This window comes from Candidatus Nitrospira nitrificans (assembly GCF_001458775.1).
Lineage (GTDB): Bacteria > Nitrospirota > Nitrospiria > Nitrospirales > Nitrospiraceae > Nitrospira_D > Nitrospira_D nitrificans.
Map to the genome: position 1 here is coordinate 38403 of NZ_CZPZ01000001.1, position 16673 is coordinate 55075.

Here is a 16673-nt window from a genome sequence, read left to right on the forward strand (position 1 = left end):
AAGGCCATCCAGCAAGGCTGCAACAAGCGAAGAAGCGAATCGTACTCCGCGCCATAGGTGAGCCTCTGAGCGGTGACAGAACGCCGCTGGAGGACTTTTTCCACATCTTTCTATGCCCCTTCTCAAAGCGGGAGCCATATATGGCTCCCGCCTCGATGCTCTCCTATGGGCCAAACGAGTTGTAGAGCTGCGAGCCTTCGACCGCCGGATCTTTCTTATTGTGTGGAACCGCCACCTTCACGCTGCCGCTGCAATGGGCGCCGTCGCTATTCGTCGCCGTGAAATGCACCACATAGACCCGGCCATTCCCGGACCCGGATCGTTCCGCGCGCAGCAGGATGTCATTCCCCGATACGGCCGCATCCGGAGTCGTGTCTCCATCGCCGAGACCATTGATCGGCTCATCCTGCGTCACGTTCGGATAGGTGATCGTGAGCGTCTGGTTTTGTGGATCTGTCAGCCCCATGATGCTCACCTGAGCCATGGCGTGATTCGGCGGCCAGAGAAGACTCGGGCTCGCCTGGGCCAGGCTACAGACCGGTGGGTCGTTCACGTTCACCACCGCAATTCGCACGGTATCGGCGGAGCTGCTGACGTGCCCATCGTGGACCACCAGTTGGAAGGTTAGGAACGCTCCACCGGCGGCTACACTCGGCGCAGTAAAGGTCGGATTGACCGTGTTCGCGCCGGTAAGGGCCACGGACGGCCCGCCGGTCTGGGTCCAGCTATAGTTCAGGCTGTCCGAGTCTGGATCGTGACTGCCGCTGCCGTCGAGCGTCACCAGCGTTTGCTCGTTCTTCGTTTGATCCGGACCGGCGTGGGCCAGCGGCGGCTGATTGACATTGCTGATAAATATCGAGACGTAATCCGCATGGTTCAATCCATGGGCATCGGTGACGATAAGCTCAAAATCAACTTGTCCTCCTCCGGCTCCCACGGACGGAGCCATAAAGCTCGGCGTCGCCGTCAGGGGATTGGTCAGGGTGATCGGCTGGCCGAACACTTGGAACCACGTATAGGTCAGCGGTTCGAAGTCGGGATCGAAACTGGCTGTGCCGTCGAGCGTGACCGGACTGCCTTCTTGCACGGTCTGATCCGGGCCGGCTTGTGCCATCGGCGGCTGATTGACATTGGTCACGCGGACGTTCACGGAATCGAGATCACTGCAGTTCGTCGTACTGGTCCCTTCGCACACATGCAGTTCGAAGGTCAGCATGTCCCCGGCCGGCGGCACATGGGGAGCCGTGAATGTCGGATGCGCCGATCCGGAATCGACCAGAGAAACCGGGGGGCCGGCGATTTGTGTCCACGTGTAAGTGGGATCGGCGGCCGTGCTGCCGATGCCGTCCAATGTGACCAGCGCCCCTTCCGACGCCGTTTGATCAGAACCGGCATTCGCAATGGGCTTCCCGGATAACTTGGTGACAAACGCATCACCAGATCCCGCATGCGCCCCTTGGCTCGCGGACAATACAGGAAAGTTCAGGGAACCTGTCTGTCCCGTGACGTAGGCTGCCCCGGCGCCGTCCACCGCAATGCCATATCCAAGATCGGCACCGCTCCCACCCAGATAGGTGCTGTAGATCCGAGCCCCAGCGGTATCGAGTTTAGTGACAAAGGCATCGAGCACTCCTCCATATACGCTCTGGCTCGCGGACAGAACGGGAAAATTCGTGGAGTTCGTCCGTCCCGTCACGTAGGCTGCCCCGGCGCCATCCACCGCGATGCCACGTGCCTCATCGTTATTGCTGCCACCCAGATAGGTGCTGTAAACCCGAGCGCCCACAGCATTAAACTTGGTGATAAAGGCATCAAGATCTCCACCGAGCACCCCTTGGCTCGCGGACAGCACGGGAAAGTTTGGGGACTCTGTTCGCCCCGTGACATAGGCCGCCCCGGCACCATCCACCGCGATACCATGTCCCTCATCAGTATGGATGCCACCCAGGTAGGTGCTGTAGGCCCGAACCCCTGTGGCATCCAGCTTGGTGACAAAGGCATCGATAGATCCTGCCAGCGCCCCTTGACTCGCGGACAGTACGGGAAAGTCCGTGGAGATTGTGTACCCGGTCACATACGAGGCCCCGGTGCCATCCACCGCGATACCCAATCCAAAATCAACACTGCTGCCACCCAGATAGGTGCTGTAAACCCGAGCCCCCACCGCATTAAACTTCGTGATAAAAACGTCAGCCCCTCCTGCGAACACTCCTTGGCTCGCGGCCAGCATAGGAAAATTCGCGGACTGTGTCTCCCCCGTGACATAGGCCGCCCCCGCGCCATCCACCGCGATGCCACGTCCCTCGTCAGTGTTACTGCCACCCAGATAAGTGCTGTAGACCCGAGACCCTGTGGCATCGAGCTTCGTGACAAAGGCATCAAAACTACCTCCTCCGAACGCCCCTTGGCTCGCGGTCAACACGGGAAAGTTCAGAGAGCCTGTTTGCCCCGTGACGTAGGCTGCCCCGGCGCCATCCACCGCAATGCCATATCCAAGATCGGAACCGCTGCCGCCCAGGTAGGTGCTGTAGACCCGAGCCCCCGTGGCATCGAGCTTGGTGACAAAGGCGTCAGTGACTCCGGCAAGCCCCCCTTGGCTCGCGGACAGCACAGGAAAATTCGCAGAGATGGTGTCCCCCGTGATGTAGGCTGACCCGGCGCTATCCACCGCAATGCCACGTCCACTCTCAGCCGAGCTGCCCCCCAGGTACGTACTGTAGGCGATGACCGGATCGATCACCACCGGTTTGCTGTGATCGTAGGCTGCGAGTTGAATGCCGACAGTCCGTGCCGGCAAAAAACGGGACGTCATCAGTGAGTGATCCGGTGGCGCGGCCACGACATAGGTCCCCGCCACCAGGGTTTTGTGCCCATCCTGTCCGAGCTGATAGACGATCGGCTTCTGAAGGCGCACATCGCCCAGCGCCGTGGTCAGGAGCAGATCGCCGCGCTCAGCGACCGTGATGTCGGACGCTCCTTCGAAGACCAGCTTGATTTGATTCGGATCGGCACCCGGCGCCACAATGAAGTCGTATTCCAGTTTGCCTTGATTGCCGTAATACGCCAGGTCGATGCCCGGATAAGCCTCTTGGTAGTGCACTTTGGCATAGGTGGGGATCTTGGTGCGCCACTTCGCCGGGTCGTTGCCGATGAAATAGTTCACGACACCCGGCAATTGCTCCATACCGCTGACAGTTGGTGAAGGATTCGCCCCTTTAAGCTGCATCCGCACCACGCTGTGCTTGTACTCCTGCGACTCATGGCCAATGACATCTGGCGGGTCAGACTCCGCTTCACGCTTCACATTTGACGCTTCACGCCCGGTGAGCACCAGGACCGATTCCGTCGGCGTCAGGAACAGGGTGTAGCCGCTGCCGCGCGCCAGGAACTTGACCTGGGCATCGACCTGGCCCTGATTGACTTCAAACTGAAGCGGCATCCCCAGCATCGTGGTCGTGACTGCCTGTCTCGTGGGCGTTGGAGCTGTCGGAGTAGCAACGGAGGCCGCCGCGATTCCCTCCCAGGCGATCACCAATGCGGCACACGTAAGCGCGCGACCGATCATTTTGAGCAGCGTCATGGCTTTCCCTCCTATTCATAATTCGGAACACAGGGTCTGACTCTTATCTGACTTGCCTTCCCTTCGGGTGAACGGATAAGGATGGATTTATGGTCCTCTCCCACAATGTCCCTTCTGCATCCTGTTGCAGCCATACGCAGAGGCAGCGGGGGATACTGGGACTCTGAACCAAGTAGTTCGACTGAAAGGAAAGGCCGCCTTTAACAGCATGCTGAAGAACAAAGCATCGCGCATCAGCATCCTCCTGGAATCAGTCAGCCACACGCATCGACGATGCGGCCGCCCCCGCGCCAAGAGCACCCGCAACTTGCTAAAGAAGAGGGTGTCACGCGTAGAAACCTCCGTGTTCATATGTGAGTGGATAGCTGCTGTATGGCCGGCACCTATAGCGCAACGCTAGGACAATCAGGGGGACAAATTCATTCGATCGGCGCTCATGCTCGACACATCGAACAATTACGGCACCCTCAATTGTGAGGGTTCGCAAGACACGCTCGCCTCCTCTTGAATGATGATCAGCAAGTCTGCGAGCTCTTGAGCTAGATGCGATCCGGCGTCGGGCGCAACAGACTCTTCGACCGGATTCGCCGCGGCCAGCAGTAGCCACAGCAAAGCCGCCACTGTCGAAACTGCATTCGCGATCGCGATGGGACGTCTTGTGCGCCAGGTCCGCACCGCACACCTCTTTATTCGGTTGTATAGGGCGCACAGTGAACCATGGTGCGCGGGACAAATGGAGGGACAAATTCGAAAACGGTCGGGGGAAAGACTGGTAGAGGGGAAAGGGACTAGGGTGAGGGATCTAGCTTGGTTGCAATAGCTTCAGCAGCCGTTGGGTTTCAGGTGAAGGTTGGTGGTCTGCCCGACGGGTTAATGCGGACTTGCAGCGATAGAACAAGGATACGGCTTCGGACTCTTTGCAGCTGACGAGCAGTCTCATTAGTCTGAGCTGGCGACCAAATCAGTGCCCTTCCCCCGATTTCACAGACACCTCCCTAAGTGGGAGAATGAGGAAATCGGAGGACAGTATGAGCTCGAAGACACGACGGTCGTATACGGAGGCGTTCAAAGAAGAAGCGGTGCGCTTAGTCCGGGAGTCAGGACATCCCGTTGCACAGGTGGCGCGGGATCTGGGGATTGCGGACCATCTCCTCTACCGGTGGCGCGCGGAGCAACAGCAGGCTGAGGGGTGTGGACAGACCCGGCACTCTCTCCGGGCCGAACAGGCGGAACTGATCCAGCTCCGGCGGGAAAATGCTATTTTGAAGCAGGAGCGGGATTTTTTAAAACGTGCGGCGGCGTTCTTCGCGAAGGAGTCGCGATGAGATACCGCGTGATCCACGAACACGACCGTCGCTATCCGATCCGCTTAATGTGCCGTGTCCTCGCCGTCTCGGCAGCGGGCTATTACGCGTGGCGATCACGGCCTGAAAGTGCCCGGTCCATCCAGACGCGTATACTGCGCTCAGCCATTCGGGTGATCCACCAGGAGTCGCGGGAAACGTACGGCAGTCCCCGGATCTGGGACGCCTTAGTCAAACAGGGGCACCGCGTTGGCGAGCATCGCGTCGCTCGGCTCATGCGCCAAGACGGTATTCGGGCGAAGACCGTGACGAAGTGGCGCGCCACCACCCAGTCCCAGCATCAGTTCCCGGTGGCCGCAAATACTCTGGATCGGGCCTTCACGGTTGAAGCTCCTAATCGAGTGTGGGCCGGAGACCTGACCTACGTCTGGACACGGGAGGGCTGGCTCTATCTGGCGGTTCTACTCGATCTGTATTCACGCCGGGTGGTCGGCTGGGCGATGGGCCAGCGATTAACGGGTGAGTTGGCGGAGCAGGCCCTCCTGATGGCCGTGATGAACCGAATTCCCAGGGTAGGGCTCCTGCACCATTCGGACCGCGGCAGTCAGTATGCCGCGACGAGCTACCAGCACCGACTCGCTGAGTATGGCCTTATTCCCAGTATGAGCCGCAAAGGCAACTGCTGGGACAACGCGTGCGTCGAAAGTTTCTTTGGAACGCTCAAGCGGGAGCTCGTGTACCATCGGCACTATGCCACCCGAGACGAAGCCAAGAAGGAGATCTTCGAATACATCGAGGGGTTCTACAATCGGCAGCGTCGGCACTCAACCCTCGGCTATCACTCCCCAGCTGAGTATGAAGCGCGGGCAGCAGTCGCGTAACCACGTGTCCATGAAATCGAGGGAAGATCACAGTCACCTCGCCGTGTCCTCGATCAAAATCGTCTCGACCTAATTCTTAGGTTGCGCGATGAGCGTAAGCCGCTTCAAAATGCGCGATCAATGCGGTCTTCTTGGATCGACTCCACGAGACCTGTAGCGATCAATCGATCCAACTGATCTGCGCTTAATTCCATCACTATCAAAGGCTGTCCTTCCAGAGGTTCAACGACCGGCGCCCCCTCCTGTCGCATAACCTTCGCGATATTTGCCTTCGCAGATTCAATCTCTCGCTGAGCTGATGATGGTCGGACTTTGACGATGACTCGGACCATTCCCGAGCCAGCTTTCTTTTTAAGAATTGAAACCGACTTCGTTAATTCTTGAGCAGACATCGCGTGACTGGAACGCTCCGGCATTGAGGCGAAAACAATCAAAATCGTCAGCAGCACCCACATCAATTTCCTCTGGTCACAAATGGTTGAACCTATCTTTCAAGCGTTACACTGACACAAAACAAGGTACTTCGTAGGGATGTTTGGCTAGAAAATCGATTAGGCTTTGGCGATCCCACAAACCAGTACATCTCAAGAACATTATTATGAGCCAAAAAAGTATTTGACCACTACGTCATTGTTCACTTGATTGTATTTACCCTTGAGAAGGCATCTCTTTACAAGAACCATTCTTATACCAATCTGAAGCCATTAAACGTCTCTGAGTTAGCCGATCGCATCAACTACGGTACTCGGACGGACGGTTACGCTTCACTAGCGCCCAGGAAACCACACCACCAAGTCTGCCTTGCCGCCTCCATTCACGTCCGCCACAAACGGCCGCCAATACTCCCCGGTCGCCCAGCCTTTGATCCATTCACCGGCATGCGTAAACTTAGTTCCATCGCTCGAGGCCACTTGCCAATTGCTTGGCGGAGCAAGAGCCTCTAGTGCGTTTCCAACATTGATACGTGGCCGTGAGAGGTTATTTCTCGTATCAGTCACATCTACACCGGTGCTTATCAGCGCATTTTGAATCTGATCGATTGTCGCCCCCGGAGCACGTGACGCCAGTACGGCGAAAGCGCCAGCCACGTGAGGAGCAGCCATAGATGTACCACTGAAGATTGCAAAGTTATTTCCGGGAACGGATGAGTTAATCGACGAACCAGGCGCTAATAAGTCCACCGTTGGCGCGCTATTAGAGAAATCCGATACGATGTCCCTTTTCGTCGTAGAGCCGACCGTTACAGCCGTGGAGATACATCCTGGAGCACCAACTGCGTTTGTGAACCCATCGTTTCCGGATGAGATTACTGTAACAATGCCGTGGTCACGCAATCGATCAATGACCGCTTTACGAGAGTCGGTATCGCAAGCACTCTCAAACCGGTCCCCGCCAATGCTCATATTGGCAGCGATGATTCCGAACTGGTTTGATAGGTTCAGAACCTCCTGTAGCCCTCGGATCTGATCAGATATGAACGACCCAACACACGGTGAGGCTCTGCCCATTCTGCGACAATTCTGGGCGCCACCAGGTGTATCAACAAGTCTAGAGAACACTTGAATCGCGATTATATTGGCATCGGGCGCGACACCGGAGAAATTATTCCCACGCCCCGCCGCAATCCCGGCTATATGAGTTCCATGATCGCATCCTGCAATACCGACACATGCTGCCCCCGCTCTCGCACCAGTTTGGTTGGTCTGCCCGTTTGGGCAGACCGTAGAAGCACCCTGCGTTGCTGAATTGGACGAAAAACAAGCCTCGCTCACAACCCGTCCGGCCAAGAACGTATGATTGGAATCAACTCCTGTATCGAGAATTGCAACGGTTTGCCCAGCACCTCTAGCTCCAACATTCCAGGCATTCGGCACATTTATTAATGGAACGCTCTGAGCAAGAAATGTATGGTCAATGCGATCTTCTTGTATGGCTTCGATCATCCCGCTTCTTAGTAACGAATCTAGCTGTCTTCTGTCCACTTCGAGAACTACATACGGCAACCCTTCTATTGGCTCGCTGTTGACCGCACCAACAGACTCCATAGCCTGTTCTAGATTGCGGCGCGCTGATGCTAATCCCTCTCTCTCGAGAGGCTGTCCCTCTGGCGCCGCCGGCTTTGATAGACGAGCAATGACCCGAACCATTCCTGCTGAAGTTGCTTTGCGAACTACTGCATCTGCACCCTGCACTAAACCATGAGATTGTGAAAACGCTGGTACAGTCAAGCGAGGACTGAAGTCATTTACAAACAGCGTCGTTAGTAAAACAGCCATACTTTTCCAATATGAGCCGGAAATTGTTTTACCCATAAGACTTCTCCAATTGTTGATTGTTGATCAAGTGTTTTCCTCGGTCTTCAGCCACCGACCTCGAAGGTATACAACAAATTGAATCAGTAACTTTCGGACCCCATATGGATAACTTTCATAAGATTGAGCATGCCTCAGAAAGTGGGACTGTTATCGTCAATGACTGAGTGACGACATCTCATAGGCGACAATCTATACGCTTGATCGAGGGACCGATTGGGGGACAAATTCATTTGTTACGCGTTCTTCATTTTCTGGATATAAAACTATTTGTGAATGCCGGGGAATATTGTCCAGAAGTTGGACGGGTCTACAGAACTCGTCTATTGAAGAAGCCTTCGCTTGCTAAGGGAGGCCTTACCGTCACTGAGTGAGCGTCTGACCAAGGCGGAGGGTTTCAGAGGAGAGGTCTCCGTTTCCCCATCGTTGATAGGCCTTCACGCAAGCCTGATAGTACCGTCGCGCATCAGCTTGGTGGCCTTGCGCCATGAGTAACGGAATCAACCGTTGATAGAGAGGTTCGACCAGTGGATCGATTTCGATCGCATGCTCAAGCGAGTGAATCGCCTCTTCTACTTTTTCGGCATTTTTGCTCTGATCACAGTGGCGGTTCACTAGACGGACGAATGTGGTTCGTAGCTGATCTCTCTCTGACTCAGCCCAAGCTGGGATCTCGTCATATCCCAAAAATGGCCCCTTATAGAGTGCAATTGGCCACTGGTCTTGTTGCTTGGCGAAGCTGTCGAACGCCAACGCATCCACCCAGCAAAGATTCTTATTGAGCGAGACCTTCCCCTCCTGCCAAAGGATGGAGTCGGCCACCGAGAGTAGTTTTCGCAAGCGCGCGATTGATTTCTTCAGATTTTCCTGCGCCTGATCGCCATCCGCATCCGGCCACAGCACATCCATCAATCGCGACACCGGCACGTCTTGTCCACCGCACACGATAAGCGCGAGGAGCAGATCCAGTAAACGATGCGGGGCCTTGCGATTTTTGCCGAGCGGCTGCCCATCGACCAGCACCTGAAACTTACCCAACGTATAGATTTTAACCCGCCAGGGCCAGGCTGCCGGCCGCAATTCCGGTGTGAGTGGGAGCCAGCGCTTGCGGATTAAGTCCTGCACATAAGGCACTTCGATTCCTTCATCGAGGGCGGTGGCACAGAGCCGCGCAATAGCCTGAGCTTGCCAGCCTGGATACTCTGTCATTTCTTGTTTCCTACCGAGGGCGAATGCGTCTCGCAACGATTCTAGACCTTTCACCCGGTCACCGGAGTCAAAGGCAAACTGAGATGCCAAAAGCCATGCCCCATACCGCAAGAGGTCACTACCCATTGCTTCGCCGATGGTCTCAGCACGAGTCCTGTGTGCCTTCGCCTTTTGATGATTGCCACAATTGTGATTTGTCGAAGCCGCCAGCAGGCAGCAGAGGGCTTCTGGAAACGGTCCACCATCCTGAACCGCTGTTTCTAACGCTTGTTCGGACATACTCAATGCGCTCTGCAAATCGCCTATCAGAAGGCTATACCAGGCAACCTGATAATAGTATTGGCTGAGATACAGCCCTTCTAAGGATCCCCGTTGAACGTTCTCGAGCTGCTGCCATACAGTCTCGAGATCACCGTTCAACAAATTGTTCTGAATGCCCTGAAAAATTAGCCAGCCGTCCCAGAGATGTATACCTTCGCGCTCGGCTAATGACAGCCCTTTCCGAACGGCTGTTCGACAGTCTTCAGCTCGACCATCAATCCAACTCAACATGGCTTCCCCCATGTAGTAAACCATTTTCATTGAAGGAAGAGCGCCGAGCTTCGATGCCCGCTCCAAGAGTCGATCGTTACCTTTCCGAGCGCCTGCGAGATCGCCCAACCATGTCAGGTACGATTCGGTCGAAAAGATCGCATGTCCTGCGCCCAATCCAGTCAATCGATCGTTGAGGACGATAGCGCGTTCCAACCAATATCGGGTCTGAGGATTCTGCGGCCGCCTCCAGACCAGAGCCCCCGCCATCGCTTCAGCCACGTGGGCTTCGATCTCGTCGCTCGGATAGGGCGCTCCGTCAGGCTGCAGAGCAGCGAATCGATCGATCCATTGATCCAGACAGGGAAGACACTTCCATTGAAGAAGGATGCACCGCACGAGGTTTGTCCAGGCAAGCAAAATGCCTGCTTGATCACCATCCGCCACGAATCGCTCAAACACTTCTTCGAAGATATGTTGCGCTTCGCTCGGGTTCAGAAATACACGACAACAGCCCTGCCAGAAACGCAGCCACGTAAACTCGCGAGCTGCCGTCGGAGGAATCGAAGAGATCCACCCTTCTACGGTCGCCACTCGTCCCTGCCCGAGCATCGTTGGCGCAATCGCAATGATCTGCCGGCTCATCGTGGGCCAATCTTCCGCATCCCGCAACAGGGTGATCGCATCTTCTTGACGCCCAGCCTCGGCCAGCAATCCGGCTGAGATCTGTCGCAGGCGCTGGACGTCTTTTGGCTCATACTTGCTCAGAAGTTGTGTCAGCAGGAAATCCCGGAACAAGGGGTGGAAACGGTACCAGACCGTCTGCCTATCTACCCGTTCAGTGAAGTATCGAATCCGGTAGAGTCGTGTCAGTAAGTCCCCCGCCCCAGGCAAGCCCGTCAATGTCACCGCCATCTCGGCCGTCGTTTCGGGCAACAGTCCGATCTTAAGCAGGCTCTCCTGAGCGCCCGGTTCCAACCGCGCCATCACTTCTCGGGCAAGATACTGAAAGATCGTGCGTGATGGCGCGGTCTCTGACGAGACCATTGCCGCTGTTTCTGCTCTCGCATGCTCCAAGAACAGCACGACTCCTGCCATTCAACCTTGGGTGATGGCGTGGATCTGCGTCACCCACCGAGAATTCCTGCTCGGGCCGTTCTTAAGTCGTTGGAGCTTTGCCAATTGCTGCGTTTCACGGGGCGTCAATCGTAACGCATCGGCCTTCACCCAACTCAGTGTTCGCGCCACCTCCAGGGACACCATCTGGTCCGGTGGCTCCTCGCGACTCAGGACAATCGTCCACACTTTTTCAGGCAACTCGCTTAGTCCGACTTGGAGGAGTCCATGCAATGGCGAGGTGGTTGGTACATCATGGTAGTTATCCAGGACCAGCACGCGAGGCAGGGAGATATAATCCCAGAGTTGCGCGAAAAATCGCCGGGCATAGGTAGGGAGACCGAGGAAGTATTCGGGCGTCAATGCGGCCAACAGCATGCGCCGACGTGGCGAGAGCGCTTTGGCTGCTGTCGCTAGATAGTGAAAAAATGAGGAGGGGTCCGCGTCGCTCTCATCCAGCCGATACCACAACACCGGCAGACGCCGTGCCTTCAGGTAACTCGCCACCAACGTGGTCTTTCCCGATCCGGCCGGTGCTGTAAGCCAAGTGATCGGACGCCGCCGCGCCTTGTCGAGGAGCCGAAAGAGCCGGGGTCGCTTGAGGATCATTGGCAACGTCGACGGAGTCAGTTTGGCCAGGCCAAGAGACTTACGGTTTTGCCTTCGTTGCCCCACGATACGCTCCCATTGACCGAGGAGGGGAACCATTACACGGGTCTTTCGAAAAAACAAGTCCGTTGTGATTGAATTACTGAAGATGTGGCTGATAGAGTCCCGCCCTTATGAATCGGCTGCTCTTCTTTCCAATCATTGTCAGTGCATGTATTTCTTTCCTCTTCGGCCTCCCTCCTTCCGCTTGTGCCGACGGCTTTCGCAATCCGTTTCACGACGCCTCCGCGATCGCACAAGGCAACGCCTTTGCGGCACAGGCGGACAACGCCTCGGCGGTGTTTTACAATCCCGCCGCGATGACACAACTACACGGCCTGCACACGGCCGGCGGCATGCAATTCGTCAGTATCAATACGACATTCACCAGTCCGATAGGAACTACGACCAACAACAGTAGCCCGGCCGTGGGGTTGCCACCACCTGGACAGTTCTTCGTCACGGCAAACTTGAAAGACTTGAGGATTTCCGCCTTGGGCAACCTGAGTGTCGGGCTGGGCATACTCAATCTATACGGCTTCGCGGCCAAGTTTCCGACTAACGGTCCCTTTGCCACGGCGGTGACCTTTGCTCAACTGCCCTTGATCGCGATCAAGCCGACGGTGGCGTACAAAGTGACGGAGTCTCTGTCGGTCGGGTTGGGGGCCGATATTTATACCTTTACGGGTTTGCTGGGAGAAGGCCATGCGGAACGACGGTTTCAGGCGGCGCCTGGATCAAGCTTCACCCCGGGCACTGAACTGGAGCTGAACGGAAAGGGGACAACGGCGGGGTTGAATGTGAGTGTGCTGTATACACTCTGGCGAACCGACGAAGGCAAGCCGCGCCTGTCCATCGCCGGAATCTGGCGGAGTCAAGCCGTGCTGCCCTTGAACGGCGATTTGCTCGCCAATGGCGTCCGCGTTGCGGGCGCGTCCACCTCGATACGGCTTCCGGAAGTCTGGACCGGCGGCATCGCCTATTGGCCGGTGCGCAATCGCTCAGGGGAATGGAAGGTTGAGGTGGATGTGGATTATGTGCGGTGGCAAGCCATTCGCGACGCTTCGGCGCATCTGTCCGACGGCAGCGTCTTGCCGAGCCCGCAGCAATGGCGGAATACCTTCACGGTCAATGTGGGAACGGAGTACAAGTTGCTCGGGATCACATCCACGCAGGGATGGGATGTGGCCTTCCGCACCGGCTACATTCGCTCCCACAGCCCCGTGACCGATCGCAGCTTCGATCCCGCATTCGCGGACAATGATGCGCATGTGGCGACCGTCGGCATGGGGGTCTTGTGCCATGGCGGCGGAAAGCTCTTGGGAGTGATTGCGTGCGCGGATACGGAGAAGAGCCTCTTCGCCACATCCGCCATCGGTCTGGATCTGTTCTATGAAGCCTTGGTCTTCGATACCCGCACGGTCTCCGATAGCCCCAACCCCACCGTCAACGGCACCTACCGCACCACGAACCATGCCGGAGGGGCGACCTTTCGGATCAATTTCTAGATAAGGTGCCTTAGGGTTGAACCTACTTTGCCGTCTCAGTGGTGTCCGTAAAAATTCGGGCCTGTTCATACCGATCGCTTTTCCCCCACTCTTACTCTGTCGTTTCTGACTTCGGTGGAGCCTTGGAACCACCGTCTTCCTATTCATTTACAAAAAGAGCCGCAGTGTTGTATGGTCCCATATAACTATATGGCATTGTGAAGTACCTAAACCAAGTTTGAATGGGATGAGGAGAAAGACATCCTCAACCAAAAGAAGCATGGTGTTTCCTTTGAAGAAGCTCAACAGGCCTTTGACGACCTCAAGCGTATTATTCGAGATCTTGATCATGAACAAGGCGAGAAGCGGTTCTTCTGCCTCGGATTGGTCGAGAGGAATGTTCTAACGGTACGATTTTCATAGAAAGAAGCGCGTACGAATTTACGGAGCAGGTTACTGGCGGCAAGGGAGGAAACGCTATGCGCAAGAAAATCAGATACACCAATGAGCGCTTGACCATGGGGGACCGTGTCGCAGATTTTCTGCCGCCACCTTCGGCCTTGGTCAAGCGTGAGCCAACCACCAAGGTCACGCTTGAACTGACGCAGAGCAGCCTTGCGTTCTTCAAGAAGCAGGCCAAGCGAGCACATGTACCCTATCAACGGATGTTACGTGGTCTTATCGATGCCTACGCAAAACAATACGACGTGGCGGTGTAAAAAACCTGCGCCGCCGTATATTTCCCGCAAACTTCCGCTTGCGCGCAATAGTCATCACGAAACCAAACAGACCTTGATCGGAGCGAAGCGGCAAGCTCTAGCGGATGGGGCCTCAAGCCGAGAAACTTTATGGGGAAAAGTGTTATGAGGAAGCAGACGTGGCTTGGGACATTGGTGATCCAGGAACAAAGTGCGGGAAACATAAAGGCCCGCCTATGAGGCGGGCCTTTGTTCTCGGAGACTCTATCGGAACAGCTTAGGCCACCTTGACTTCGATGGCCTTCGGCTTTGCCTTCTCCGACTTCGGCAGATGGAGGTTCAGCACTCCATCCTTGAACTCGGCCTTCACCTTCTCCTCTTCGATCACGTCAGGCAAGGAAAAGGTTCGTACGAAGCTGCCATAGGATCGCTCGATCCGATGAAACTTTTTCCCCTTCTCTTCCTTCTCATGCTTACGCTCACCTTGAATGGTCAGCACACCATCCTCGAGCGTGACCTTCACATCCTCCTTCTTTACATCCGGAATCTCGGCCTTGATCTGATACTCCCCTTCGGTCTCACTGATATCGACCGAGGGCGTCCAGTCCGCTACGATCATGGTTTCCTTGCCGTTCGTACGAGCGGCAGCGGGACGCGCGAACATGCGATTCAACCGATCTGAGACTTCTTCCAATTCCCGAAACGGATCCCATCGCACGAGTGCCATAGTAACCTCCTTCACAGCTGATATTTGAGTATTAGGTTAGCTCGACTGGCGCCACGTCGATTCAAACCGCCTGAGTGTTAGATAAATCGACCGATGGGTAAGTCAAGGGCAAGCAGAATGTTGAAAAAGTCCCCCGGCTTTGTTCTCGCATCGCTTGGAAGTGTGTGAAGCGTATCTCGTGAAGCGTGAAGCGGACAGACGGGAAAGCGAAAAGGTTGTGGGTCAGCTGCGGCCATCATCGCGGAACGGCGCGTCTTGGCGCGCCGGGGTCGAGCGAGTGAGATCAACGGCTTTTTTGAACATCCTGCATCAATGCTTAGTATTAAATTAAGTCTACAACAGCACGATCGGCGAGTTTGTCAATATTGAATTACCGCTGATCGATCGGCACGTAGGGTCGATTGTGTTCTCCGGAGTAGATCTGGTCCGGCCGGAACAGTTTGTTTTCGCGCAACTGCTCCAACCAATGGGCCAACCAGCCGGACACCCGCGACATGGCAAAGAGCGGCGTAAAGAGATCCATCTCGATACCCATTTTGTCGTAAATGACACCGGAGTAGAAATCGACGTTGGGATAGATACCTTTACCTTTCAATAATTCCCCGGCTGCCGCTTCCACTTCCAATGCGACTTCATACAGCGGCGAGCTTCCACATTCCTTGAACAAGCGCCGGCAGAGTTCCTGAAGGACCGTGGCGCGAGGGTCTTTGACTTTGTAGACACGGTGGCCGAATCCCATCAATTTTTTCTTGTTCCGCAACGCCTGCTCGACATAGGCTTTCGCCTTCACCGCGGTACCGATCTCTCTGAGCATGACCACCACTTCTTCGTTCGCGCCCCCGTGCAGAGGGCCTTTCAGGGCGCCGATCGACGAGGCGACCACCGTATAGGGATCGGCCAGAGTCGACGCCGTGACCAGTCCCGTAAAAGTGGAGGCGTTCATGGTGTGTTCGGCATGAAGAATCAGGCAATCATCGAAGATGTCGGCCCACACCGGCGGAGACGCGGATTCCGTCAGCATGTGCAAAAAGTTCTCGCTGAACCCGAGATCATCACGTGGGGGTATCGGATCATCGCCGTGGCGAAGCCTTGCCCAGGCCGCCACGATCGTCGGCAACTTGGCGACGAGTCGCACCGCGCTCCAATAGTTATTCTCGACGTCCTTGACGTTGCGGCCCGGATAAAACATGCCGAGCGCCGCCACTGCCGCCTGGAGCGCATCCATCGGATGCCCCGACTCCGGGAGACACTTCAGCAAATCGATGATGCGGAACTTGACGCGCCGATGATGGGTGACGTCCAAGGTCCATTGTTGAAATTCACTCGTCGAGGGAAGATGCCCAAAGAGCAGAAGATAGGCCGTTTCCAGGTACGATGAACTCGAACAGAGCGTTTCGACTCGAATCCCGCGGTACTCGAGAACGCCGCGTTGACCGTCGACATCGCTGATCGACGAGGTAGCGGCCGGGACACCGGCCAAGCCCGGCATGAAATCATGGGGCATGATTCACCCTCGGATGAAAGGAAATCTTCCAGCGCTTGTCCTTACCCTACCATGGCTGCGCGGCATTCTTGCAATGAAAAACCGTGCTTGGCATACTGAATGCCGCAGCGAGGTCAGACTCGGACGTCGGCGCATCGACCAGAGATGGGCATGATACGAACAGCCGTCCTCATCGGCAGCTTTTTCATGGCGATGGCGGGAGTCGGAGGGATTTCATTCGCCATGGCGGAGGAGGATGTTATCGCGTTCGCCGTCGTCACCGAGCTTCCCAAGGACAAGACTCGGATTCCCGCGAAGGTCGCCATCGATGGATCGGTCACCGACATGAAGTTGCTGGCCTCCGATCACATCCTCTCGAATCTGGTCTGGAAAAAATTGGAAATCTGTCATGCCCTCAAGCTCGAGGGGCGAAAGTCTTCAGAGGGATTCCACATACACTCCGTGCGGGCCATCGATGCAGCCATGTTGCCGATGGTGTTACAGGGGGTCGCGGGGGATTGTTTACTGAAAAAGGCGTTGGAAGTCGCTCCCATGGTCGACTAACAATTCCTCCAGCAACGTTCCCCGCCTTGCCGAAGCGGCTTCGCGAGGCAGGTCGCCTCACTTGGAAATGTGTGAAGCCCGCTTCGCCCACTTCGACGAGTCTGCGAGGCGCGCGAACGTATCTCGTGAAGCG

11 protein-coding genes and 1 pseudogene are annotated in these 16673 nt (G+C 56.0%); 5 read left to right on the plus strand and 7 right to left on the minus strand.

The window, feature by feature from the left end; genetic code table 11:
• Positions 1-163 precede the first annotated feature (163 nt).
• Positions 164-3580, minus strand: coding sequence for a DUF7948 domain-containing protein (locus COMA2_RS00185; protein ID WP_090893571.1), 3417 nt, complete (start codon positions 3578-3580; stop codon positions 164-166).
• Positions 3581-4608: 1028 nt separating this feature from the next.
• On the opposite strand from COMA2_RS00185, the gene COMA2_RS00195 reads away from it, so the two are divergent.
• Positions 4609-5765 (plus strand): IS3 family transposase gene (locus COMA2_RS00195; RefSeq protein ID WP_407919001.1). Its coding sequence is split into 2 segments (ribosomal slippage): positions 4609-4873 and positions 4873-5765, totalling 1158 coding nucleotides; the frame shifts between segments, so codons are not numbered across the junction.
• Positions 5766-5869: 104 nt separating this feature from the next.
• Here COMA2_RS00195 and COMA2_RS00200 read toward each other — a convergent pair.
• The 4 genes from COMA2_RS00200 to COMA2_RS00215 all read right to left on the minus strand — a co-directional run bounded on the left by COMA2_RS00200 (position 5870) and on the right by COMA2_RS00215 (position 11608).
• Complete coding sequence (locus tag COMA2_RS00200; protein WP_090893577.1) at positions 5870-6220, minus strand: hypothetical protein; 351 nt, start codon at positions 6218-6220, stop codon at positions 5870-5872.
• 312 nt (positions 6221-6532) lie between these two features.
• Positions 6533-8077 (minus strand): S8 family peptidase, encoded by a 1545-nt coding sequence (locus tag COMA2_RS00205; protein ID WP_090893579.1) that lies wholly within the window; start codon positions 8075-8077, stop codon positions 6533-6535.
• A gap of 363 nt (positions 8078-8440) precedes the next feature.
• Entirely contained in the window at positions 8441-10915 is a 2475-nt protein-coding gene (locus tag COMA2_RS00210) for an AfsR/SARP family transcriptional regulator (protein WP_090893581.1), read from the minus strand.
• Positions 10916-11608, minus strand: a complete 693-nt coding sequence (locus COMA2_RS00215) for a hypothetical protein (RefSeq protein ID WP_139076931.1) — start codon at positions 11606-11608, stop codon at positions 10916-10918.
• A gap of 107 nt (positions 11609-11715) precedes the next feature.
• On the opposite strand from COMA2_RS00215, the gene COMA2_RS00220 reads away from it, so the two are divergent.
• From COMA2_RS00220 to COMA2_RS00235, 3 genes and pseudogenes are all read left to right on the plus strand, one after another.
• Positions 11716-13089: an OmpP1/FadL family transporter gene (locus tag COMA2_RS00220; RefSeq protein ID WP_090893588.1), complete on the plus strand. Its 1374-nt coding sequence runs from the start codon at positions 11716-11718 to the stop codon at positions 13087-13089.
• Between the two features lie 240 nt (positions 13090-13329).
• Positions 13330-13576, plus strand: a pseudogene (locus COMA2_RS20995) (BrnT family toxin).
• Positions 13548-13787, plus strand: a complete 240-nt coding sequence (locus tag COMA2_RS00235; RefSeq protein WP_139076933.1) for a CopG family transcriptional regulator — start codon at positions 13548-13550, stop codon at positions 13785-13787. Before COMA2_RS20995 ends, COMA2_RS00235 begins: the two are co-directional and overlap by 29 nt.
• Positions 13788-14043: 256 nt before the next feature.
• On the opposite strand, the gene COMA2_RS00240 is transcribed toward COMA2_RS00235, so the two are convergent.
• Together COMA2_RS00240 and COMA2_RS00245 are read right to left on the minus strand one after the other, a co-directional pair.
• The gene (locus COMA2_RS00240; RefSeq protein ID WP_090893594.1) at positions 14044-14493 is read right to left on the minus strand and encodes an Hsp20/alpha crystallin family protein; all 450 of its coding nucleotides are present in this window, start codon (positions 14491-14493) and stop codon (positions 14044-14046) included.
• 370 nt (positions 14494-14863) lie between these two features.
• Complete coding sequence (locus COMA2_RS00245; protein ID WP_175304281.1) at positions 14864-15997, minus strand: citrate synthase; 1134 nt, start codon at positions 15995-15997, stop codon at positions 14864-14866.
• A gap of 150 nt (positions 15998-16147) precedes the next feature.
• Here COMA2_RS00245 and COMA2_RS00250 point away from each other — a divergent pair, with 150 nt between their 5' ends.
• On the plus strand, positions 16148-16540 hold the full coding sequence (locus COMA2_RS00250) for a hypothetical protein (protein WP_139076935.1): 393 nt from the start codon (positions 16148-16150) through the stop codon (positions 16538-16540).
• The last annotated feature ends 133 nt before the right edge of the window (positions 16541-16673 follow it).